Annotated in this window: 19 protein-coding genes; 13 read left to right on the forward strand and 6 right to left on the reverse strand. The window is 53.7% G+C overall.

Features of this window, described 5'->3' with window-relative positions; genetic code table 11:
* Window positions 1–374 precede the first annotated feature (374 nt).
* From C12CBH8_RS00075 to C12CBH8_RS00085, 3 genes are all read right to left on the reverse strand, one after another.
* Window positions 375–2,705 carry a SpoIIE family protein phosphatase gene (locus C12CBH8_RS00075; RefSeq protein WP_215533303.1) on the reverse strand — a complete coding sequence of 777 codons (2,331 nt, stop codon included), beginning with the start codon at window positions 2,703–2,705 and terminating at the stop codon, window positions 375–377.
* A 222-nt stretch (window positions 2,706–2,927) separates the two neighbouring features.
* On the reverse strand, window positions 2,928–3,185 hold the full coding sequence (locus tag C12CBH8_RS00080) for a helix-turn-helix domain-containing protein (protein ID WP_090263767.1): 258 nt from the start codon (window positions 3,183–3,185) through the stop codon (window positions 2,928–2,930).
* Between the two features lie 80 nt (window positions 3,186–3,265).
* Window positions 3,266–3,508: a helix-turn-helix domain-containing protein gene (locus C12CBH8_RS00085; RefSeq protein ID WP_090263765.1), complete on the reverse strand. Its 243-nt coding sequence runs from the start codon at window positions 3,506–3,508 to the stop codon at window positions 3,266–3,268.
* Between the two features lie 134 nt (window positions 3,509–3,642).
* On the opposite strand from C12CBH8_RS00085, the gene C12CBH8_RS00090 reads away from it, so the two are divergent.
* Complete coding sequence (locus C12CBH8_RS00090) at window positions 3,643–3,960, forward strand: ferredoxin reductase domain-containing protein (RefSeq protein WP_215533304.1); 318 nt, start codon at window positions 3,643–3,645, stop codon at window positions 3,958–3,960.
* A 188-nt stretch (window positions 3,961–4,148) separates the two neighbouring features.
* Here the strand turns inward: C12CBH8_RS00090 and C12CBH8_RS00095 are convergent, their stop codons facing one another.
* Together C12CBH8_RS00095 and C12CBH8_RS00100 are read right to left on the reverse strand one after the other, a co-directional pair.
* Window positions 4,149–5,063 carry a pyridoxamine kinase gene (locus tag C12CBH8_RS00095; protein WP_246441593.1) on the reverse strand — a complete coding sequence of 305 codons (915 nt, stop codon included), beginning with the start codon at window positions 5,061–5,063 and terminating at the stop codon, window positions 4,149–4,151.
* 455 nt (window positions 5,064–5,518) lie between these two features.
* Window positions 5,519–7,945, reverse strand: a complete 2,427-nt coding sequence (locus C12CBH8_RS00100; protein WP_171846211.1) for a glycogen/starch/alpha-glucan phosphorylase — start codon at window positions 7,943–7,945, stop codon at window positions 5,519–5,521.
* Between the two features lie 482 nt (window positions 7,946–8,427).
* On the opposite strand from C12CBH8_RS00100, the gene C12CBH8_RS00105 reads away from it, so the two are divergent.
* The 11 genes from C12CBH8_RS00105 to C12CBH8_RS00155 all read left to right on the forward strand — a co-directional run bounded on the left by C12CBH8_RS00105 (window position 8,428) and on the right by C12CBH8_RS00155 (window position 20,328).
* On the forward strand, window positions 8,428–8,811 hold the full coding sequence (locus C12CBH8_RS00105; protein ID WP_215533305.1) for a cell division protein ZapA: 384 nt from the start codon (window positions 8,428–8,430) through the stop codon (window positions 8,809–8,811).
* Complete coding sequence (locus C12CBH8_RS00110; protein ID WP_215533306.1) at window positions 8,808–10,862, forward strand: peptidase U32 family protein; 2,055 nt, start codon at window positions 8,808–8,810, stop codon at window positions 10,860–10,862. The genes C12CBH8_RS00105 and C12CBH8_RS00110 overlap by 4 nt, the downstream gene beginning before the upstream one ends.
* Before the next feature lie 53 nt (window positions 10,863–10,915).
* The gene (gene dut, locus C12CBH8_RS00115; protein ID WP_215533307.1) at window positions 10,916–11,356 is read left to right on the forward strand and encodes a dUTP diphosphatase; all 441 of its coding nucleotides are present in this window, start codon (window positions 10,916–10,918) and stop codon (window positions 11,354–11,356) included.
* A 188-nt stretch (window positions 11,357–11,544) separates the two neighbouring features.
* Window positions 11,545–12,105, forward strand: coding sequence for a Maf family protein (locus C12CBH8_RS00120; RefSeq protein WP_215533308.1), 561 nt, complete (start codon window positions 11,545–11,547; stop codon window positions 12,103–12,105).
* Window positions 12,106–12,286: 181 nt separating this feature from the next.
* Window positions 12,287–13,297, forward strand: coding sequence for a rod shape-determining protein (locus C12CBH8_RS00125; RefSeq protein ID WP_090263750.1), 1,011 nt, complete (start codon window positions 12,287–12,289; stop codon window positions 13,295–13,297).
* Window positions 13,298–13,643: 346 nt separating this feature from the next.
* Window positions 13,644–14,741 carry a rod shape-determining protein MreC gene (gene mreC / locus C12CBH8_RS00130; RefSeq protein WP_215533309.1) on the forward strand — a complete coding sequence of 366 codons (1,098 nt, stop codon included), beginning with the start codon at window positions 13,644–13,646 and terminating at the stop codon, window positions 14,739–14,741.
* The gene (gene mreD, locus C12CBH8_RS00135; protein WP_215533310.1) at window positions 14,738–15,277 is read left to right on the forward strand and encodes a rod shape-determining protein MreD; all 540 of its coding nucleotides are present in this window, start codon (window positions 14,738–14,740) and stop codon (window positions 15,275–15,277) included. The genes mreC and mreD overlap by 4 nt, the downstream gene beginning before the upstream one ends.
* Window positions 15,278–15,351: 74 nt before the next feature.
* Entirely contained in the window at window positions 15,352–17,406 is a 2,055-nt protein-coding gene (locus tag C12CBH8_RS00140; protein ID WP_215533311.1) for a penicillin-binding transpeptidase domain-containing protein, read from the forward strand.
* A gap of 171 nt (window positions 17,407–17,577) precedes the next feature.
* A complete protein-coding gene (locus C12CBH8_RS00145; RefSeq protein ID WP_090263743.1) occupies window positions 17,578–18,312 on the forward strand; it encodes a nucleotide-binding protein in 735 nt (244 codons plus the stop codon).
* Window positions 18,313–18,368: 56 nt separating this feature from the next.
* A complete protein-coding gene (gene mgsA, locus C12CBH8_RS00150; RefSeq protein ID WP_090263741.1) occupies window positions 18,369–18,773 on the forward strand; it encodes a methylglyoxal synthase in 405 nt (134 codons plus the stop codon).
* A gap of 280 nt (window positions 18,774–19,053) precedes the next feature.
* Window positions 19,054–20,328 carry an O-acetylhomoserine aminocarboxypropyltransferase/cysteine synthase family protein gene (locus C12CBH8_RS00155; protein ID WP_090263739.1) on the forward strand — a complete coding sequence of 425 codons (1,275 nt, stop codon included), beginning with the start codon at window positions 19,054–19,056 and terminating at the stop codon, window positions 20,326–20,328.
* A 234-nt stretch (window positions 20,329–20,562) separates the two neighbouring features.
* On the opposite strand, the gene C12CBH8_RS00160 is transcribed toward C12CBH8_RS00155, so the two are convergent.
* Window positions 20,563–20,745, reverse strand: a complete 183-nt coding sequence (locus C12CBH8_RS00160) for a hypothetical protein (protein ID WP_147624418.1) — start codon at window positions 20,743–20,745, stop codon at window positions 20,563–20,565.
* A 193-nt stretch (window positions 20,746–20,938) separates the two neighbouring features.
* On the opposite strand from C12CBH8_RS00160, the gene trmL reads away from it, so the two are divergent.
* The gene (trmL, locus tag C12CBH8_RS00165) at window positions 20,939–21,442 is read left to right on the forward strand and encodes a tRNA (uridine(34)/cytosine(34)/5-carboxymethylaminomethyluridine(34)-2'-O)-methyltransferase TrmL (RefSeq protein WP_090263735.1); all 504 of its coding nucleotides are present in this window, start codon (window positions 20,939–20,941) and stop codon (window positions 21,440–21,442) included.
* The last annotated feature ends 3 nt before the right edge of the window (window positions 21,443–21,445 follow it).

Below are 21,445 nucleotides of genomic sequence, written 5' to 3' on the forward strand. Positions count from 1 at the left end.
TTGATTTTTTGTGGTATGTTCTCACCTATATGAGAAGGGGCTTAGAAAATTAAAAGAATATTCATAACATATTCACAATGCCGACAATGTCAAACGATATACTACACTTGTACCCAAAGAAATGAACGGAGCCGCACCGGTCAGACGGGTACATGTTCTACCCTCCTCAAAGCACCCCTCAAGCCAGAAAAGGCTGGACCATTTTGGTCCAGCCTTTTCTTATTGCCAAATTTTCTGATGGCGGGAAGATGAACAGCCTGCGCAGATGGTAAAAAAGCGAAGCCTATGCGCCAATCCCCAGTTGCCGTGTCAACCGAGATCGGCCCTCATACCGGTAAAAGGGCGGCGTGGCTCCAGGCACTGCCTGGACCCGGTTAGACGCCTTTTTTTACGATACCGACCAGAGCGGTAATATCGTCGTCCTTGCCGTCCAGACGTCTCAGACGGGCCTGTTCCACAATGCGTTCGGCCAGCTGTTGGGCGGTAAACTGTCCGGCGGCTGTCAGTTCGGCCTCCATCCAGTCGGTGCCGCTGCAAATGGCCCCGTCGGACACCATCAGGATAATATCTCCTTCCCTGAGCCGGAGCTCCGAATGTTCAAAGGAGATGTCCCGCAGGATCCCCACCGGCAAAGAGGCCGTGTCGCATGAGAGAACCTTGCCGTTTTTGCGGATCAGGGTCAGGGGGGCGCCGGCCTTCATCAGCTGGAGATGGCCGGTATAGAGGTCGAAACAAGCTACGTCCAAGGTGGACAACGCCTCGTCCCGGGACTTGCACATGAGAGCTGAATTGACCACGCCCAGGGAATTGTCAAACCCAAACCCCGCTTTAATAAGTTGTCCCAAGAGAGAGGTGGTCATGACGCCCTCCACTGCGGCGCGTCCACCGGAGCCCATGCCGTCGCTGATCATGAGGATGGCGCGGCCTTGGCCGTCGAAGAAGCTTTCACAGGAATCGCCGCACAAGGGCCCGTCCTGATAGGACCGCTGGGCGCATCCGATGGACAGCCGGTACACCGCCTGTTGGCAGAAGGTCAGACGGGTCTGGCCGTGGACAGATGCAACACCCGGCATTTCAAATACCCGATCACAGGCCTCCCCTACCGCCTGAGTCAGCTTGCGCAGGGAAACCGATTGCATGTCGTAGCCCGTCACAACCGCCGTGACCGTCATGCGTTCAAACCGGTCCAGAAGACAGCTGACGTCGGCCGGCGGCAGGTTAAACTCACTGAGGACCTCCGCTACCCGGTTGGCGCAGGGCTGATCGAAGGATTGGGCCTCCTCCAGCTGGTCGGCCAGCTCACCGATCATATCGGCCATGCCTTCGAACTGATCCACCACCGCGCCGCGCACCTCCGCCACCCGGCGTTCGGCCGCCTCCCGGACGGCATAATCCCGATAACTCGCGTTGATCTCCCGCAGGAACTCGTCCACATGGCAGCATCGCTTGGAAAAATAGGCCGGGATATCGGAACGTTCGATGTGCCCGTTTTTGCGCAGGATGGAGGTAAAATCATTGACGGCGTTTTGGGTATCGTAACAAGCCGGGCCCCAGCAGAACATGCTGAGCCCGCAGTTACGGCATACACGGTCGGTCGCCTGGGAGAAGGTGGTATCCAGATTGGGAGTGGTCATCTTGCGCAGCTTTTTGGACGCGGCATCCACCGACTGGGAGATCTCTCCCAACGACTTGGACGCAAACTGCAAACGCATGACCACCGATTTGCGAAGCCCTTCCGTAACCGGAATGGCCGTCACCTTGGGATCCAGGACCTTGCGCAAGCTGGCGCCCCAGTCGGCCGGGAACAAGATAAACAGCACCGAAGCGATCATGACTTCAAATAACCCCGCATACACCGCAGGGGATCCCCCCACGCGGACGGCTACAATGCCGTTAGACACGATGAAGGCCAAGGCGCTGGCCAAACGGTTGAGCGGGGAGAACAATCCGGCCATCAGGCCGCCGACGGCATAGGCGCCGCCGAGATGGGACATATCGGCGCTGCTGAGGCTCATGATGAGTCCCGTCGCCACGCCGGCGATGGAACCGCAGGATTCACGTCCGTAAAAGGCGGCCAATAGCACCATCAGCACCGCCAGGATGCGTCCTACGGAGATGCCGGCGATGTCCAGGCGGGACAAGGCCACCAGGATGGCCGCCGCCGATACCACAACACTGCACAGCTCCTGACGGGATAGCGTGGTAATTCGCCTGCCCTCCCACAGGATGCGCAGGCTGACGGCGAAGAAAAAGGCCGATCCGCCGCAGAGGAGGGATTCCGCCCCCACCGACAACAAGGAAGATACGCCTGTCCCATACACCGGCAGCAAGGCGGCGCCCGTAGCAGCCATGGCGATAAAGGCCGAGATGGGCGCATAAGCCGGATGACGCACCATTCTTTTGAAGGGGCCGAAGATCCACTGAATGGCAAGCACCGTCGCCAGCGCCGCCAGGTACCGGAGGGGCTGTCCCGCGCCGCCCGGGACGATGGTTCCCATCGCCACGCCTGCCGCCACAAAGATGTTGACCCGTCCCTTGGGCACCGAGGCGGCGAAGGCGATGCCGAAGGGCGCTAAACTGTCGAATACCGTGGCCTGGGAGAGCAGGAATCCCAACACCGTCAGACAACACGTCTCAATGACCCGCACCCATTGACGTGGCAGCGCCTTTCCCGCCAGAGGCCGGCGCAAAACTCGTTCTTTCATGGAAACACCACCACCTGTTGATTTGTTGTTTGCCCGTTCTTTGGGAGCGGACAAGTTGTATCTCCCATTATAAGAACGGGAAATTACAAATAATGTAAAAACCAGGAGAGGCGTCCAAAAAAGATGGACAACTTTTTGCACGCATTTTGGATAAGCGGCACAAACAAAGAGCCTCAGGCGACTGTTTCGCCCAAGGCTCTCCATTTTTTATTAGAAAGAGTGTCAAAACGTCTCATCCGAATCATCGTCAAAAGAATAGTTGTTTAGTGAATCAAAATCCAGAAATTCCGAAAGGGTCATATTGAATGCAATAGCGATTTTATGAAGTGTTTTGACACGAGGATTTCTGGTAACGCCTCGGATAATGTTATCCAGGGTAGATTGTTTCACATCACTCATAGCGGCCAATTTATTGATTGAAATACCGCGCTTGTGGCATAGGCTGCGAATGCGTCCCACATAGAGTTCGGAATATTCCATAACCCCTTCCTCCTCTTTTACTATCAATTACAATGGGATCTGATGCAGATAAAAAGCACTCACCAAAACAGTGAGTGCTTTTATTTTATTTCTTGTTCCAAATGATCGAACAAATCGCAGTCAAAAAACTCCCGGAGACTTATGTCCAGACCGTCGCAGATTTTCTTCAGGGAGACAATACCAGGGTTCTGACTCTTTTCACCAAGGATACTGTAGACCGTAGAAGGAGATACGCCAGAAAGATTCGCCAGTGTATTAATAGCGAGATCCCTTTGATTGCAAAGATCAAGAATGCGTGCTGCCACAGCTTGCTTTGTATTCAAATAGAATCCCCCTTTTTATCACGATATATCGTAATAAAAAGTGTACCCAAGTTTTCGTTAAATCGTGTGGGATATATCGCAAATACAGAAGATCTATGATATAATTACGATATATCCCAGAAGGAGAGAAAAGAATGATTTGTACTTTTTTTGGCCATCACGATTGTCCACCTGCTGTTATCCCAAAATTAAAAGCAGTGTTGGAGGATTTAATCATCCATTATTCAGTGGAACAGTTTTATGTAGGGAATCATGGGTATTTTGATTTTTATGTGCAAAGTATTTTGAAGGATCTGAGTAGCCAATATCCACAGATTCATTATTTTATTGTGTTGGCTTATGTTCCAAATGAAAATATACAATTTTCTGAAACTGATTTTTCTCATATGATATTTCCTATTACAATTTGTAACGCTCCACCGAAGCTTGCAATCTTATATCGGAATAAATAGATGGTAGAACAATCTGATCTTGTAGTAACTTATATTACTAGGTCTTCCGGTGGAGCAGTAAAATTTGCAAGACTGGCACAAGAGAAAAAGAAAATTTATATCAATTTAGCGATATAAAAAGGATTCCCCCGGATAAGAAATTACCGGGGGAATCCTTTTGGTTGCTATTATGAGAACATGCATTCTTCTCAGCGGCTTTGAGGATCGGTTGACGGGAAAAGGCCAAATCTCTGGATTAGGCGGGGGATGGCTTGCTCAAATAACACGCCGAAGCGCTGATCGATGCTGGCCTCATAGGTGCGCTGGATACAGTTATGGGTGAAGTCCACCGCCAGGGCCGCGGCGGCGGGCAGAGATAAACCGTTTAACAGCCCGCAGAGCAGGACGCTGCTGAAAATATCGCCGGTACCGTGATAAAATCCGGGGACGGCCTTCTGGCTGTAAAAGGAGAATTCATCAGTCTGGGAATCCAGGGTGGCGGCGCCCAGCTCGTCTTCCCGATAATATACCCCAGTGAGGACAACTTTTTTGGGACCTAAGGCACACAGTCGCCTGGCGACGCCTTGTATGTACGCATGATCGTAGGGGCCTTCCCGATAAGGCTCATCCAGCAGGAAAGCGGCCTCGGTCAGGTTGGGGACAATGACGTCAGCCTTGCCGCACAACCGGGCGACACCTCGAGCCATGGCTGGTGTATAGGTCTGGTAAAGGTTTCCTTCATCCCCCATCACGGGGTCGATCAGAACAAGACCATCCTCATCTCCCAGGAGATCAATGATATCCGATACAATTTGGATTTGGTCCTCTGAACCAAGAAAACCGGTATAGATAGCGTCAAATCGGACGCCGATATTTTTCCAATGCCGCGCCATAGCGGGCATATCTTGGGTCAAATCCCGGTAGGTAAATCCAGAAAAACCGCCGGTGTGGGTGGATAAGACAGCAGTAGGCAAAGCGCTGCATTCGATACCGGACGCAGCCAGAATAGGGAGAATCTCAGTCAGCGAGCATTTCCCAAACCCGGATAAGTCGTGGATAGCGGCCACGCGTTTGGGTGGAGTCACATTTTTCACATCCTTTTGGCGGGCAAAGCCCGCAGCCATACCGCCCGACTCCCGATAGAGAAAAGGAAACCAGGGAGCACGGTAACGAAAGCTTTGAACAGACAAATTTTAGAGAGAGGGCAAAGCTCGCAGCCATACCGCCCGACTCCCGGGAGAGAAAAGGAAACCAGGGAGCACGGTAACGAAAGCTTTGAACAGACAAATTTTAGAGAGAGGGCAAAGCTCGCAGCCATACCGCCCGACTCCCGGGAGAGAAAGGGAAACCAGGGAGCACGGTAACAAAAGCTTTGAACAGACAAATTTTAGAGAGAGGGCAAAGCTCGCAGCCATACCGCCCGACTCCCGATAGAGAAAGGGAAACCAGGGAGCACGGTAATGAAAGCTTTTGCAGCAAGGGTACCAATGCCCCAATAACAGTCTAAACGGGGGGAAAGGCCCAGGTCCTGTCGCATATCTCGAAGAAAACGGCAGGATAAGGGCCTTTATTGATCTGGTTAATCCTCTTTGGTCAGAATGGGTTGGGCATGCCAGATATTGCCGGCGTACTCGGCAATGGAGCGGTCGGCGCTGAAGATACCTGCCCCAGCGATGTTGTGCAGGGACATTTTGTTCCAGGTATCGCGGTCGCCATAAATTTGGTTGATATACTGATGCGCCCGATGATAATCTTCAAAATCGGCCATAACCATATAAGGATCCTTGTTCATGAGGGAATTGCGGATGTCATTAAAGTCCGTTCCCTCGATACCGCGGCTCAACATATCGATAGCGCCGCGCAGATAAGCATTGTTGTTGTAATACACCATGGGATTATAACCGCTGGCCTTAAGGCTATCCACTTCATCGGCCTTGAGGCCAAACAACACGATGTTGTCGTCGCCCACCGCCCGATGGATTTCCACATTGGCGCCGTCCAACGTACCCAAAGTGATAGCGCCGTTGATCATCAGTTTCATATTTCCGGTGCCGGAAGCCTCAGTACCAGCCAGGGAGATCTGTTCACTGACATCGGCAGCCGGCATCAATTCTTCTGCCACCGTGACGCGGTAATCCTCCAGATACACGATCTTGATGAGATCCCGGACCTGCGGATCTTTTTCCAGCATCTGGCCGATCTTACAGATCATCTGGATGATCTGTTTTGCCAGATAATAACCCGGAGCAGCCTTGGCGCCGAAGATGAAGGTATGGGGTTTGACGTCGGCATTGGGGTTCTCTTTAATATACTGGTAAAGGGCGAGGATGTGCAAAGCGTTGAGATGCTGGCGTTTGTATTCATGCAGGCGCTTGACCTGGACGTCGAAAATAGAATCCGGATCCACCAAGATGCCGCTTTGTCTCTGGATGGTGTTGGAAAGACGGACTTTATTGTTTCGTTTGATGGTTTCCAGCTCGGCGAGGACGGTTTTATCATTTTCAAACTTGCCGAATTTCTGGAGCTGAGAGGCATCCGTAGTAAATCCGGGGCCGATGAGTTTTGTGAGGAGCTGGGTCAGTTCAGGGTTCGACTGGCACAGCCAACGGCGGTAAGCGATGCCGTTTGTGACATTTTTAAACTTCTCCGGATAGAGGGTATAGAAGTCGTGGAACACCGTATCCTTAAGGATCTGGCTGTGCAGCTGGGATACGCCGTTGACCGAATGGGAACCGATGACGCTTAAGTTGGCCATCTTGACCATACCGTAGCTGATGATGGCCATATTGCTGACCTTCTGGGAATTGCCGCCGGTTTTCATCATCATTTCCTCGCTGGCGCGGCGGTTGATCTCCTGAACGATCTGATGGATCCGAGGCAGGAGGCTCTGGAACAAATCTTCCGGCCAAACTTCCAGGGCTTCAGCCATGACGGTGTGGTTGGTATAGGCCACCGTACGGGTCACCAGATCCCAAGCTTCCTCCCAGCCCATGCCGCACTCGTCCAGCATGATGCGCATCAGTTCGGGGATGGCCAGGGCGGGATGGGTATCGTTGAGCTGGATGGCCACTTTGTCCGGCAGATTGCTCAAGGAGCCGTACTGGGACAGATGGCGGTGGATGATATCCTGAATGGAAGCCGACACCAGGAAATACTGCTGGCGCAGGCGCAAACTCTTGCCCTCCCGGTGGTTGTCGGAGGGATAGAGGACCTTGGTGATGACTTCAGCCATGGCGTCCCGCTCCACAGCACGGATGTAGTCGCCCTGGTTGAAGAGGTTCATATCCAGGCCCGGGGCACAGGCCGACCAAAGGCGCAGCACCGCCACACCCTTGCCGTCGGCGCCGGGGACGTACATATCGTAAGGGACGGCTTCCACTGCATTGTAATCCACCTGTTCCACATGATGGTAATTACCGTCCCAGGATTCCTTAATATGGCCGTCGAACTTGATTTCCACCGTGTGGTTGGGACGTTTGACCAGCCACACATCGCCTCCGGGCAGCCAGGCATCGGGCAGCTCGGTCTGCCAGCCGTCCACCAGTTTCTGACGGAAAATGCCGAACTCATAGCGCAGCGAATATCCCATTGCAGCGTAATCGCCGGTAGCCAGGCCGTCTAAGAAACAGGCGGCCAGACGTCCCAAACCGCCGTTGCCGAGGCCGGCGTCGGGTTCCCTTTTATAGATATTTTCCAGCTTGATATCAAAATCAGACAGTACTTCCCGGGCAATATCCTCCAGGCCCAGGTTATAAAGATTATTCTTAAGAGAACGGCCCATCAGGAATTCCATACAGAGATAATAAACCTGTTTGCCTTCTTTTTCCCGAACCTGGTCGTTGAAGTTCTTGCGTTTGTCCTGCAGGATATCCCGCACCAGCAAGCCCAGGGCTCGATAATATGTGTCATAATCGGCGTTTTCCGGCTGCACTCCAAAATGATGAGATAATTTCTGCCGGAGCGCGTCACGAAACTGCTGTTTGGTAATGGTTTGATTGACCTTCATGCAGCATGCCTCCAAAAATTCAGATTCCAATGTTCTGTTAAGGGATCGCCCAGAAATGGATGCTATTTATTTAGGATACCATGAAATGGGTATTTTTTCAACCATACGCCTCAGAAAGAGTATTGTTGTGTATGGATTGATTCGGTTTGTGGATTGTGCGAGGAAATCGGGAAGGGAAATTAGCTGAATTGTCGCGTTAATTTTTGAAAAAGACTTTTATGCTGGAGCGATTCATATTATAATAGGTTTGTATGGCTGTTGAATTTGCCGGAGTCGGACGTCCTGTAAGACGGCCGTCTTTCCATTTGGGTTAGAAACAACATAGGCATCACGCAGGGTATCGACGTTTTAATAGAGAGGTTGAAGGGATGTCTCCCCGTCTTTTGGGCGGCAAATGGGACTGTTTTGATGATTCTTCTTCAACAGAAAAGCAGAGAAAACTCGGGATAAAAACATGGAAAGCAGAGAGGATGGATTGATTTATGAATCCTGTCAATAAGAAAAACCGCGTCCGTCTCAACATCCGGGGATCGGAGTACATTGTGATATCGGAGGAAAACGAAGGCTATATCCGGGAGATGGGCGATACCGTAGACCGCCGCATTGAGGATATCCTAAGGGGCAACCCCAGCAGCTCGGTGACGGCGGCGGCCGTGCTGGCGGCGCTTGACTTCTGCGATGAAAGCCGTAAGGCATCCGATTCGGCCGACAATCTCCGCCTTCAGATCAAGGACTACCTGGAGGATGCCGCCAAAGCGCGTCTGCAAGCCGACGAGATGGTGCGGGAGAACGAACGGCTTCAACGGGAGATCCAGATGCTCCGTGCCCGGTATCAGCCGGGCCGGGATCAGAACACTCATTCATGAGCCTGGAGATCCTGGCCCCGGCGGGAGGGCCGGAGGCTGTAAAAGCCGCCGTCCGGGCCGGGGCTGACGCGGTATACTTGGGGTATTCCTCGTTTAGCGCCAGAGCGTCCGCCACAAACTTTGACGAGCAGACCTTGACCGAAGCGGTGCATTACTGTCATCAAAGAGGGGTTAAGGTGCATTTGGCCCTCAACACCATTGTGCGGGACGAGGAATTGGACGGGGCGTTGGAAGCGGCGCGTTTGGCCTGTGATCTGTCCATAGACGCCGTTATTGTGCAGGATATGGGGCTGTGCCGCCTTTTGAAGCAGGCGGCGCCTGGATTGTCGCTTCACGCCTCCACACAACTGTCGGTGCACACTTTAGCGGGAGTGCAATGGATGGCAAAGGCCGGGTTTGACCGGGTGGTGCTTGCCCGGGAACTGAGCCGGGAGGAGATTGCATCCATTGCCCGGAAGTCGCCCATTGAGGTGGAGGTATTTGTCCACGGAGCGCTGTGTGCGTCGGTGTCGGGACAGTGCTATATGAGCGCCTTTCTGGGAGGACGCAGCGGCAATCGGGGCCGGTGTGCCCAACCCTGCCGACTCCCCTTTCAGGCGTCCGACCGATGCCGGAATGCTTTGAGCCTCAAGGACTATTCTATTATTGACCATTTGCGGGAGCTTCATGCCATGGGGGTGGCTTCGGCTAAAATAGAGGGACGCATGAAGCGTCCGGAATACGTAGCCGCCGCGGTATCGGCCTGCCGCGCTTCTTTGGATGAGGGCAAAGTTCCCCCCGATCTAATGGAGCATTTAAAGGGAGTGTTTTCCCGCAGCGGGTTTACCGACGGGTATTATACCGGCCGCCGAGGAAGGAATATGGTGGGGATCCGCCAAAAAGAGGACGTCACCGCGGCGCAGAGGGCGTTGCCTGTTTTGCAGAAGCTGGTTGCCGCCGAACGTCCGGCCGTCCCCCTGCATTTTCGCCTGACGGTGAAGGAGGGGCATCCCTCCTGCTTGACGGCCTGGGACGAGGAGCAGTATCAGGCGACGGCGGAAGGTCCTCAGCCGCAGCTTGCCCAGTCAAGGGCTCTGGACCGGCAAAGCTGCGAAAAACAGCTCAAAAAGACGGGAGGTACCCCGTTTTTTGTACGGGAAATGGACATTCGATTAGGAGAAGGGCTCAACCTGCCTCTCTCTTCCCTCAACGCCCTGCGCAGGCAGGCGCTGGAGCGTCTGCTCCAGCTTCGTGGAGAACGTAATCCAATCCCCTTTGTGTGGCCTGGGAGAGCTGGAAAACCGGCACCCAGTGAGCCCAAAAAGGGATCCCCTGCCCTTTACGTCCGGTTTGGGTCTCTGGATCAAATCCCGGAAGGGTTTGAGGCCCAAATGGTGTTTCTCCCGCTGACGGCATCGAAGGGGGAGCTCACCGCCCTATCGGCGAGGTTTCCGGGAGCGGGCGTGGAGGTGCCGCGGGCCATGTTCGGCCGGGAGGAAGCGGTACGGCGCCGGCTGCAAGAGGCCTGGAGGTGCGGATGCTGCCACGCGCTGGTGCACACCTGGGACGGGGTCCGTCTAGCCTGTGAGGAGGGCTTTACCCTTCACGGCGGCTTCGGCCTGGCGACAGCCAATCGGGAGGCGCTACAGGAGATAAAAGAAGCGGGATTTGCATCGGCGGCGCTGTGGCTGGAATTATCCCTCCAGCAGGCGTCCCGCCTGACGGGAATCCTGCCGGTGGGGTACTATGCTTACGGACGTCTCCCTCTGATGCTTATGCGCAACTGTCCGGCCGCCGACAATTGTAAGAAATGCGACGGACGTCAGAGTCTTACGGACCGCAAGGGAACGGTCTTCCCCGTGCGATGCGCAGGCGGCGCCGGGGAGGTGCTCAATTCGGTGCCCTTATGCCTTGCCGACCGTACGGACGGCCTCTCCCGCCTCGACTTGATGCATCTCCATTTTACAGAGGAGACAAGGGAAGAAGTGGAGCATGTGCTCAGGCTTTTCCGAGAGGGGATTCCCCCTTCCTTCTCATTTACCCGTGGGCTTAGTCAGAAGGGCGTCTTATAAACATGATTTGCCATACCATTTGAATCGTTTGGAATAGATAGGATGAAGTGATAATGAAAGCATTGAAGATCAAACGCGTGTCGGACAAGGCCATTCTGCCCCGGCGGGCCACGGAAGGATCGGCTGGTATGGATCTTTCGGCCTGCTTGGAGGAGCCTGTCACCATCGCGCCTGGGGAACGGGTACGAATCCCCACCGGCATCGCCATCGGACTGCCGTCTAAGGAGACGGTGGGATTGGTATACGCCCGCAGCGGAATGGCGGTGCGGGACGGCATCGCTCTCACAAACGGCGTAGGGGTCATCGACAGCGACTACACAGGCGAGATCCAGGTAGGGTTGATTAATTTGTCCAAAGAGCCTTATACGATAAATCCCGGACAGCGGATTGCCCAGTTGGTTGTGGCGCCGGTCCTGCTTCCCGCCATCGAGGAAGTGGAGGATCTTACGGAAACCCAGCGCGGCAGCGGTGGATTTGGTTCCACCGGCCGGTAAGCTGGGAAATACCCTGTGAATTGTTTGCATAGGGGGCTCTTCTAGGCAGGAGATAGAACAGCTATCAAGTTCCAGGCGCGGAACGCGCCATCCCGCCATTGGCGGGGCAAATCTTTGATTTGCGCGGGCGTCTGTAAAAAATGGGCGTCTGTAAAAAATGGGCGTCTGTAAAAAATGGAGGCGTCTAAATGGCTCTCATCTTAGCATCGGCGTCCCCCAGACGTCGGGACTTCTTAAAGCAAATGGGGATTTCCTTCCGGGTATGCCCTGCCCGGGGAGAAGAAAAAATTCAGCCGGGATGGCATCCGGAAGAGGTAGCCTCCCATCTGGCCAAGCAGAAGGCTTGGGAAGTGGCGGCCCGCCATCCCAAGGACACCGTCATCGGGGCCGATACCATTGTAGTACTGGGCAGCGAAGTGCTGGGCAAGCCCAAGGATAAGGAACAGGCTGCCCGCATGCTATCGATGCTGTCCGGCAAGACCCATCAGGTAATGACGGGGGTCTGGGTGATAACGGGCGGAAAAGGGTATGGATTTGTACAAAAAACCGAAGTCAAATTTTATCATCTGACGGGACTGGAGATCAAACGGTATGTGGATACCGGCGAGCCCATGGACAAAGCCGGAGCGTACGGCATCCAGGGAATGGGCATGGCGTTGGTGGAAGGCATCAAGGGCGATTACACCAATGTGGTAGGACTGCCGGTGGCCCGTCTGCTGCGGCTGCTCAGGGAATTGGGTCAATTGTAAAAAGGCTTTGAATTCTCGGAAAAAAGTGTTGTGAAATGGGCGGTAGAAGGGTATAATAGAAAAAAGTATGGTCATATGAGGAAGGAAATTCTTTTCGTCTCATTGCGCAGAATTCCTCGATTGTTTTTGTTCGGATTACCCACCTTCTGCGGTTGTAAATAGGAAAGGATGTATGCAGAGAATGTTTAACCACGACATTGGAATCGACCTTGGGACAGCAAATACCCTGGTTTTTATGAGAGATAAAGGCATTGTTATGCGTGAGCCGTCGGTGGTGGCCATCGATGTGCGCACCGACCAAGTCAAAGCGGTGGGTTCGGAGGCCAAGCAGATGATCGGCCGTACCCCCGGCTCCATTCAGGCCGTCCGCCCCCTGAAGGACGGCGTCATTGCCGACTTTGAAGTCACCGAAGCTATGCTTCGTTACTTTATCCGCAAAACCACCAAAGGCCGTGTGTTCAGCAAGCCCCGGGTGGTGATCTGCATCCCCTCCGGCGTCACCGAGGTGGAACGCCGCGCCGTTCACGACGCCGCCTACAACGCCGGCGCCAAGGAGGTAGAGCTCATCGACGAGCCTATGGCGGCCGCCATGGGCGCAGGGCTCCCTGTTGACGAAGCCACCGGTTCCATGGTCGTGGACATCGGCGGCGGTACATCCGAAGTGGCCGTCATCTCCCTGGGGGATATCGTCACCTCCTGCTCGGTGCGGGTGGCCGGCGATAAGCTGGACGAAGCCATTATTTCCTATGTGAAGAAGAAGTACAACCTGCTCATTGGTGAACGTACTGCTGAGGATATCAAAATCCGCATCGGATCGGCCTATCCCTGCCAGGAGGAGGCTACCATGTCCATCAAAGGCCGCAATCTCATGGACGGCCTGCCCAAAAACATTGAAATCTCTTCGGAAGAGGTGCGTGAGGCTTTAGGGGATTCCCTGGCCGCCATCGTGGATGCCATCCGCTCCACATTGGAGAACACGCCTCCCGAGCTTTCAGCCGACATCATCGACCACGGTATCATGCTGACCGGCGGCGGCGCTCTGCTGCGCGGCTTGGATCAGCTGATCTCCAAGGAGACCAGTATGCCGGTCCGCATTGCCGAGGAGCCTCTGGATTGTGTGGCCGACGGCACTGGTATCCGTCTGCAAGGCCCTCCGATCTCCAGTAAGAACAACTATCGCCGCCGTACCTAGAAGGCAGGCCCGAGGGGGATTTGTCCCCGCACTTTGAGGCGTCCCAACTGTCAGCCGCGGCTGGGAGGCAAAGGTGGACTTACACAAAAAACCATCCAGCCCGTGCAGCCGTGGCCACTGTGGCCCCGTTTGCGCGGGCTGGATTCACATTATCAGTAGGTCCATGGCAGGAATCCTGTGAAGAAGGGTTCCTATGACGGCAGGGAATCAGGACGCGTAAAAACGTTAGGGCGTATTGGAAGCGGACAATGCCCGCAGGGCCTTGAGCCAAGCCGCGCGTAGATTGGTGTGAAGATCAACGTCAGAATCCCGCGAGGGAATTACCATGCCCGCAAGGAGGCTTTCTGTGAAAGAATTCTTTAAATCAGGCCGTTTTAAAGCGCTGGTGGTGGTAGCGCTGCTTTTGTGCGGCTTTATGATCTATGCCCTCTCCCAAGGGGGAGGCGCATCCGGATTTATCGGGGCCATCACAACCCCGCTTCAATCCCTCTCGTCGGCTATTTCGAAGGGAGCGGACAGCTTCTTTTCTCAATTCGTCTCCACCTCCGACCTGCAAAAGCAGCTGGATGAAAAGGAGGAGGAGCTGCGTGAGCTCCGGGAAAAACAGGTGGACTACGATTCTGCCATCCGGGAGAATGAGGAGCTGCGCCGATACTTAGACATCAAAGAACAAAACGAAGATTTCGAGCTGGAACCGGCCCAAGTTGTGGCGCGGGACAACACGGATCTTTACTATAATTTCACCGTCAATACCGGATCGGCCAACGGCGTAGAGCTGAGGGATCCGGTCATTACAGCCGATGGTCTGGTGGGCTACGTCAGCGAGGTCTACCCCACCTATTCCATCGTCCGTTCCATCCTGGATCCCTCTACGGAGATCGGCGCACAGGACAGCCATACCCAGGAAAACGGGGTGGTCGGGCTCAACACCATCGATCTGGCAAAAGAGGGACTGTGCCGTCTCAACTATTTGGATCGGGGAAGCTCTGTGTCCCGGGGGAACCTAGTGGTGACGTCCGGAGTGGGAGGAGCCTATCCCCGGGGACTCATCATCGGTACAGTAGAGGAAGTGCTCCAAGAGTCAGACGGCATCTCCATTTACGCCACTATCAAACCGGCAGCCGATATCATGCATCTCACCGATGTCATGATAATCAAGTCGTTCTACGGCCAAGGCGTGGGCATTCCCGGTGAGGACGACGGGACTTCGACAGGAAATTCCTCTGAGCCGGAATCGTCAAGCGACGGCGGGGATGCTTCCCAAGCGGCGGATTCTTCCGTCCCGTCCAGCAGCCAGGGGGCTTCCTCTCAGGGAAGCGCTTCTTCCAGGACATCCACGCCGTCTTCTCAAAATAACAGTACATCCGGGACGTCTTCCGGTTCCCGATCGGATGGGACATCCTCCAGCAGGACGTCTTCCTCCCAGAGAGGAGCATCCCGATGAAGGCGAAACGGCGGACATTGACCGTCAAATGGATCGTGTATATCCTCTACTTTCTATTGCTGTTTACCCTACAGCAGACGCCGGGCGCTTTGCCGGTGATTATGGGAGTACGCCCTTCTCTCCTGCTGCCAGCAGTGGTGTGTGTGGCGCTTTACGATCATGAACTATTCGGAGCAGTATTCGGTATCATCGCCGGCGTGCTATGGGATCTCAATAGCATCAGCCGGCCCTTCGGCTATTCGGCCCTCTTGCTGATGGCCATCGGCTGTCTATGCGGCCTGCTGGTCACATTCTTTATGCGCAACAATTTCTTTACCGCATTGCTCCTTACCATCCCGGCCATCGCTGTGTACGAGGGCATTACTTGGTTTATTTTTACGTTTCTCATGGGCGAACCGGACAGCGTTGGGATCCTGCTCCACTATACGCTGCCTCGGGCGGTCTATTCCCTGGCCGTCATGCCTATTTTGTACGCCATCCAGTTTTTGCTGCACCGGTGCTTTCGGAAGAGGCTTATCAGCGCCGAGGAGGTTTGACCTACCCACCCAATGGTTCCCTTATTTGTGCGGCGGGGGACATTCCTGCCTTACGACTGGAGTGATATGTAGTTATGGAGGAAAATAGACACATCGGCCGGCGTATCACCCTGCTGGTGGCCTTGTTGATACTGGTGGGCGTATATGTGGCGAGGCTTGCGGAGTATCAGCTCATCCGCGGGGATGAGTTTGAGGCTCAGGCGGCGGCGCCCAAGCAGACGACCATCACCGCCAAAGCCGCCCGGGGTGAGATCTACGACCGAAACGGCCGCCCTTTGGTGGTCAATAAAATGGGGTTCTCGGTGGTGTTTTTAAAGCAGTACATGACCGAGGGCACAGAGAATCAGACCATTCTGACGTTGACCAACCTTCTCTCCTCCCAGGGGGAGACATGGAACGATACCCTGCCCATCCAGTTGGAGGGAGGACAGGCTGTGTTTGAGGAGGACCGGGATAAGGATATTGAAAACCTTAAATCGGACATCGCCAAGATCAATCCCTACTCCACCGCTCAAAACTGTTTTGATACCTTGCTGAAAAAGTACGAAATCGACGAGATGGAGGGCCTGACCGTAGAACAGCAGCGCACCATTATGGGCGTGCGGTATGAGATGGATCTGCGGGCTTTCTCCACCCGGTATCCCTTTACCTTTGCGGAAGATATCTCAGACGATACCGTCACCCGCATCTCAGAGAACAACATCGAGACCCCCGGCGTGTCCATCCAGAGGGAGTCCACGCGGGAATACGTCAGCGGGGACATCGCCGCCCATGTCATCGGCAATACCGGCCCCATCTATGCCGAGGAGCTGGAGGAGCTGAAGGAAAAAGGCTACGCCATGGACGACGTGGTGGGCAAGAGCGGCATTGAGAAGGCCATGGAGGACGAGCTGAGGGGCCAGGACGGTGAAAAGACCATTACCCGCGACAGTGAAGGAAACGTGGTAGAGGATGAGATCACCAAAGAACCTGTGGCGGGAAACTCTGTGATCCTGACCATTGATTCGCGCATCCAGCTGGCCGCTCAGAATGCGCTGGAAACCATCATCACCGATCTGCATGAGAACAACGCCCCCGGCAACGGCGGCGACTGTACCGGTGGAGCGGCGGTTGTCACCGACGTCAACACCGGCGAGGTGTTGGCTTTGGCCACGTATCCTTACTACAGCATCGATGAATATCTGACCGATTATAATTCCCTCTTAAACGCCGAGAATACCCCCCTGCTGAACCGGGCCACATCGGGCGTCTATCCCCCCGGTTCGTCCATGAAACCGGCTGTTGCCTTGGGTGCCCTGCAAGAGGGCACGATTGACGCCAACAGTGTGATTAAATGTACCAGGAAATACACCTACTACGACGACTACCAGCCCACTTGTCTGGGATACCATGGAAATGAAACGGTGGATGTGGCCTTAAAAAATTCCTGTAACTATTTCTTTTTTGATGTAGGCCGCCGCCTGGGCATTACCAAGATGAACTTTTATTCCCGTCAGTTGGGCCTGGGAGAAAAGACAGGGCTGGAAATTTCAGAATCGACGGGGATCCTGGCCGGCAAAGAATATTCGGAATCCATCGGCCAGGTGTGGAATCCCGGCGACGTATTGCAGGCGGCCATCGGCCAGGGCAATAACGCCTTCACCCCGGTCCAGCTTGCCAATTATGTGGCCACCATCGCAAACGGAGGCACTCATTATCAGCTTCATCTGATCAAGTCGGTGAAAAGCTATGATATGAATGAAACGGTTGTGCCGGAAGAGGCCAACGTACTCAATGAGCTGTCCGTGAATCAGGACAACATTGACGAAGTAAAACTCGGCATGTATAAGGTGGCCAATGAACAAGGCGGTACCGGTTACCGGTATTTTAAGGATTATCCGGTGACCATCGCCTGTAAGACCGGTACAGCAGAGACCACCGATACCAAGAAAAATATCTCAAACCACAGTACTGTAATTTCGTTCGCGCCTTACGATGAACCACAATATGCTGTGTCGGTGGTGCTGGAACACGGCGGTACTGCCAACTTTGACTCCAACCTGCGCACCATGAAAATGATTTACGATGCTATTTTCACAGAGGACGATAGCATCCAACAGATTTCGCCGGAATCCACTCTGTTACCCTAATACGATAACGCGCAACATTTTTCCAGTTGAAGGAAAAGACTGGATCATGAAATAGAACGGAAGGGTCTCGAATGAAAAGGGATACGTGTGGGAAAACTTTTATATACTTGCAACACATTAGTCATTGACTTTGTCGGTAAACTTGTGCTAGTATATAGAAAGGAATTGTGAATGGGAAAAATACTCGTTGTGACCTCCGGCAAAGGAGGATCAGGCAAATCAACAATTGCTGCGGGACTAGGGTATGCTCTGGTCCAGCGGGGGAAAAGCGTGCTTCTCATTGATACCGATGCGGGGCTGCGCAGTCTTGACCTTATTTTAGGGACGTCGGCCAACACAGTGTATGATTTGGGGGATGTGTTGGAAGGCAGCTGCGAGCCGTACCGTGCGATTCAGCATGTGTCATATGGAGAAAAGTTTGATTTAATCCCTGCCCCGCAGACAGGAAATTTGCCGGCTCGGCCAGAAGATATGGTTGTATTGTGCCGCGGCTTAGCTCAATATTACGAGTATGTGATCGTCGATTCCCCTGCCGGGTTTGGGGAGGGTTTCCGCTTGGCCGCTACAGCAGCCCAATTGGCGCTGGTGGTTGCAACCCCTGATCCCGTGTGCATCCGCACTGCGGAACGAGCTGGCCGTCTGGTGCGCAGCTACGGTGTGGAGCACAGCCTCTTGGTCATCAACCGGTACCGGCCCTCGCTGCTGCAGATGGGAGTGGTGCCGGATTTGGACGCTGTAATCGATGGGACAGGCCTTCGTCTGGCAGCGGTGATCCCCGATGATGATCTGGTGCAACTGTCCGCATCCAAGGGGGAACCCTTTTGTGAGAAAACGCCGGCTGCTACGGCGTTTTGCAATTTGGCATCCCGTTTGGAAGGCTTCGAAGTTCCGCTGATGAAGCTGTGAACCTTGACACATGAAATCCTCAGCATGTATCACACCTTTGAGAAAGGAGCCTTTCTATGAACATTGCTTTGATCGCGCATGATTCAAAGAAGGAGTTGATGGTGCAGTTTTGCATCGCTTATTGCGGCATTCTGAGCCGTCATTCCCTGTGTGCTACCGGTACAACCGGAAAAATGGTGGCGGAAGCCACAGGCTTGAATATCCAGCGTTTCTTAAGCGGCTCCCAAGGTGGCGATCAGCAGATTGCAGCGCGCATCGCGTGCAATGAGATCGATCTGCTGCTCTTTTTCCGGGATCCGTTGAACACCAATCCGCATGAACCCAATGAAATGAATTTATTCCGCCTGTGCGATATGCACAACATCCCTGTGGCCACCAATATCGCCACCGGTGAGGGCCTGATCCACGGTTTGGAACGCGGCGATCTGGATTGGCGAAACATTGTGAATCCAAAGTTCTGACGGCAATGAAAACGACGTGTTTGGGATAAGACCTCTGCCATCTTTGTGATGGCAGGGGTTTTTTGCTAGTTAGAAAAAGGAAAGATACGCCTAATATAAAATTTCATCCGGATCAGGGATCCCTGCAATGCCGAAAATTTTGCGGGAAAAAGGCACGATGCGGCGGAAAATGACGCCTTGTGCGTGGGGGAAAATTGTGGTATAGTGAGAGGAATGAAAGGAAGGCTGGCTGTGGGATATTCGATGTATTCACAGGCGGCAAACCAAAGGAGTGAAAGCATTGAGCGACTATCGTATTGAAACCCGCTGCATCCAAGAGGGATGGAAGCCGAAAAATGGGGAACCTCGTGTGTTGCCCATTTATCAGTCCACCACTTATCAGTACAATTCCTCCGAGCAGATGGGAAGATTGTTTGACTTAGAAGAAGAGGGATTTTTCTACACACGTTTGGCCAATCCGACTCTGGACGCAGTGGAGAAAAAGATCGCATCGCTGGAGGGCGGCGTAGGCGCCATGATGACCTCCTCTGGCCAGGCGGCCTCGCTGATCTCGATCTTTAATATTGTGTCGGCAGGCCAACATGTGGTATCCAGCGCGGCCATCTACGGCGGCACATTTAATCTGTTTAATGTCACCATGCGCAAGATGGGAATTGATTTTACTTTTGTCAAGCCGGATGCGGCTGAAGAGGAAATCGAAAAGGTATTTCAGGACAATACCCGTGCGGTGTTTATTGAGAGCATTGCCAACCCGGCTTTGGTTGTGACCGACATTGAGAAATTTGCCCGCCTGGCCCATAAGCACGGCGTGCCTCTCATTGTGGACAACACCTTCCCCACCCCCATCAACTGCCGTCCCATTGAGTTTGGAGCTGATATTGTCATCCACTCGGCTACCAAGTATATGGATGGCCATGCCACATCGGTCAACGGCGTGATTGTGGATTCGGGAAAGTTTGATTGGACAAACGGCAAATTCCCCGGCCTCACCGAGCCGGACGACAGCTACCATGGTGTAAAATATGTGGAAAGCTTTGGTCCTGCAGCGTATATCACCAAGGCCAGGACGCAATTGATGCGTGATTTGGGAGCCATCCCCTCCCCTCAGAACGGTTTCCTGCTCAACCTGGGTTTGGAGACGCTGCATCTGCGGATGCCCCGTCACTGTGAGAATGCCATGAAAGTGGCACAATTCCTGGAGAAGGACCATCGCATCGCCTGGGTTAATTATCCCGGACTGCCCTCCAGCCCCTATTATAGTCTGGCGCAGAAGTACATGCCAAACGGCACGTGCGGCGTAGTATCCTTTGGCGTCAAGGGAGGGCGCGAGGCGGCTACCAAGTTTATGGACAGCTTAAAATTAGCCGCCATCGTGACACACGTGGCCGATGCCCGCACCTGTGTGCTGCATCCGGCTTCCACAACCCATCGCCAGCTGACCGATGAGCAGTTGGAAGAGGCCGGCGTCACCCCTGATCTGATCCGGTTCTCGGTGGGTATTGAGAATGCTGAAGATATCATTGAGGACATCGAGCAGGCTTTGAACAATCTGTAAGAAAATCCTGGGTGATAGGAAAGAGCAGCCTCTATGGCGGAGGGAGATCCCGTCATAGAGGCCGTTTTTTAGACGGGCGGCGAAAGCTGCTGATGTATATTGATAAAAGACAGATGTGTCTGTTGTATGTACAAAAGTCCATTTCGGCAGGGAATATGTGTCGGGGAAAGGGCGGAGAAAAGCCGTCCCCCTGGGAAAAGAGGACGGCTTGGGATTTGTAGGCTGGTAAAGAGGTCAGCGCATCATATATTGTACACTGCTGAGCAACGTGTTGACTGTTTTGAGGGCCTTGCCGGCTGTTTTCTTTACCGATTTCATACGGCTGCGGCCGCTCATAGCGCCGCCCACCATACCTACCATAGCGCCTACGGCCACACCGGTGGCGATGCCTTTGGCAATTCCTGCGGCTTTGTGCATGATTATCCACCTCCGATCGGTTTTCTTATTGATAGTTTGCCAGTAAAACGGTGAATTATCCTGCAATTTTTTGATTTTTATCAGAACTGTTTTTTTGAACCTTCAGCATAGGCCGAAAAGGCCGACGTTTGTATAAAAAGGGGAAGATCTCCCCGTTGATTTTATCCTTGTTGGAAAGGGGAATTGGTACCATATGGCCGCGATCCTTAATATTGTACTGGTGGAGCCGGAGATCCCACAGAACACCGGCAATATTGCCCGGACCTGCGCTGCGACAGGGGCGCGTCTGCACCTGGTGGAACCACTGGGCTTCCGCATCGACGATCGTCAGCTCAAGCGGGCTGGTCTGGACTATTGGCATTTATTGGACATCACATATTACAAAGATCTCAGCGACTTTTTTGACCGGAATACTGGCCCCTTTTACTATTTTACCACCAAAGGACAGCATGTGTATTCCGATGTCTCATATCCGGAAGGCAGTTATCTGGTATTCGGCAAGGAGACGGCCGGACTGCCGGAAGAGCTGTTGGTGCAGAATCCGGATCACTGTGTGCGTCTGCCCATGATCGGGGAGGCCCGTAGCCTTAACTTGTCCAACACCGTGGCAGTGGCGGCGTTTGAAACGCTGCGTCAATGGGGATTCCCAGAGCTGCAGAACAGCGGTCAGCTCACCAAATACCATTGGGGAGAATAAACC

This window comes from Solibaculum mannosilyticum, from assembly GCF_015140235.1.
Lineage (GTDB): Bacteria > Bacillota > Clostridia > Oscillospirales > Acutalibacteraceae > Solibaculum > Solibaculum mannosilyticum.

Coding starts and splice junctions, on each gene's coding strand:
- C12CBH8_RS00125 (WP_090263750.1), top strand. CDS start 12,287: ATGTTTAACCACGACATTGGAATCGACCTTGGGACAGCAAATACCCTG.
- C12CBH8_RS00145 (WP_090263743.1), top strand. CDS start 17,578: ATGGGAAAAATACTCGTTGTGACCTCCGGCAAAGGAGGATCAGGCAAA.
- C12CBH8_RS00105 (WP_215533305.1), top strand. CDS start 8,428: ATGAATCCTGTCAATAAGAAAAACCGCGTCCGTCTCAACATCCGGGGA.
- C12CBH8_RS00090 (WP_215533304.1), top strand. CDS start 3,643: ATGATTTGTACTTTTTTTGGCCATCACGATTGTCCACCTGCTGTTATC.
- trmL (WP_090263735.1), top strand. CDS start 20,939: ATGGCCGCGATCCTTAATATTGTACTGGTGGAGCCGGAGATCCCACAG.
- C12CBH8_RS00095 (WP_246441593.1), bottom strand. CDS start 5,063: ATGGCTGCGGGCTTTGCCCGCCAAAAGGATGTGAAAAATGTGACTCCA.
- mgsA (WP_090263741.1), top strand. CDS start 18,369: ATGAACATTGCTTTGATCGCGCATGATTCAAAGAAGGAGTTGATGGTG.
- C12CBH8_RS00080 (WP_090263767.1), bottom strand. CDS start 3,185: ATGGAATATTCCGAACTCTATGTGGGACGCATTCGCAGCCTATGCCAC.
- C12CBH8_RS00120 (WP_215533308.1), top strand. CDS start 11,545: ATGGCTCTCATCTTAGCATCGGCGTCCCCCAGACGTCGGGACTTCTTA.
- dut (WP_215533307.1), top strand. CDS start 10,916: ATGAAAGCATTGAAGATCAAACGCGTGTCGGACAAGGCCATTCTGCCC.
- C12CBH8_RS00140 (WP_215533311.1), top strand. CDS start 15,352: ATGGAGGAAAATAGACACATCGGCCGGCGTATCACCCTGCTGGTGGCC.
- C12CBH8_RS00075 (WP_215533303.1), bottom strand. CDS start 2,705: ATGAAAGAACGAGTTTTGCGCCGGCCTCTGGCGGGAAAGGCGCTGCCA.
- mreD (WP_215533310.1), top strand. CDS start 14,738: ATGAAGGCGAAACGGCGGACATTGACCGTCAAATGGATCGTGTATATC.
- C12CBH8_RS00160 (WP_147624418.1), bottom strand. CDS start 20,745: ATGCACAAAGCCGCAGGAATTGCCAAAGGCATCGCCACCGGTGTGGCC.
- C12CBH8_RS00110 (WP_215533306.1), top strand. CDS start 8,808: ATGAGCCTGGAGATCCTGGCCCCGGCGGGAGGGCCGGAGGCTGTAAAA.
- C12CBH8_RS00100 (WP_171846211.1), bottom strand. CDS start 7,945: ATGAAGGTCAATCAAACCATTACCAAACAGCAGTTTCGTGACGCGCTC.